Origin of the sequence: Stenotrophomonas sp. SrG (assembly GCF_050031795.1) — a bacterium.
Classification (GTDB): Bacteria; Pseudomonadota; Gammaproteobacteria; order Xanthomonadales; family Xanthomonadaceae; genus Stenotrophomonas; species Stenotrophomonas rhizophila_A.
This window is the reverse complement of sequence record NZ_JBNBBE010001202.1, coordinates 1-238: the sequence shown is the minus strand read 5'-3', so window position 1 is coordinate 238 and position 238 is coordinate 1. Positions and strand designations below refer to the sequence as shown.

Sequence of the window (238 nt, the reverse complement as noted above, 5' to 3'; positions counted from 1 at the left end):
GGCGGGGAAGGGAGACATGCAGACGCATGGATCCGGCAGCAACTCTGAGTCGACTGGCTGACTGGGCGAAAACGCGGTCTGATCAGGGATATTCATATTCCAAGATCAAGAAAGTGATCGCCATGCGCACGTTCATCCGCAGCTACATCCAGTCCGAGAAGGCCCGTCGCGAGGAGAACGGCGACGCCGGCTTCTCACTCATCGAACTCATCATCGTCGTCGTGATCCTGGGCCTGTC

Annotated in this window: 1 protein-coding gene; it reads left to right on the top strand. The window is 58.0% G+C overall.

The window, feature by feature from the left end:
* Nucleotides 1-26 precede the first annotated feature (26 nt).
* The coding region (locus tag ACQG3P_RS23270; protein WP_426806363.1) for a type II secretion system protein at nucleotides 27-238 on the top strand (212 nt) is incomplete at its 3' end.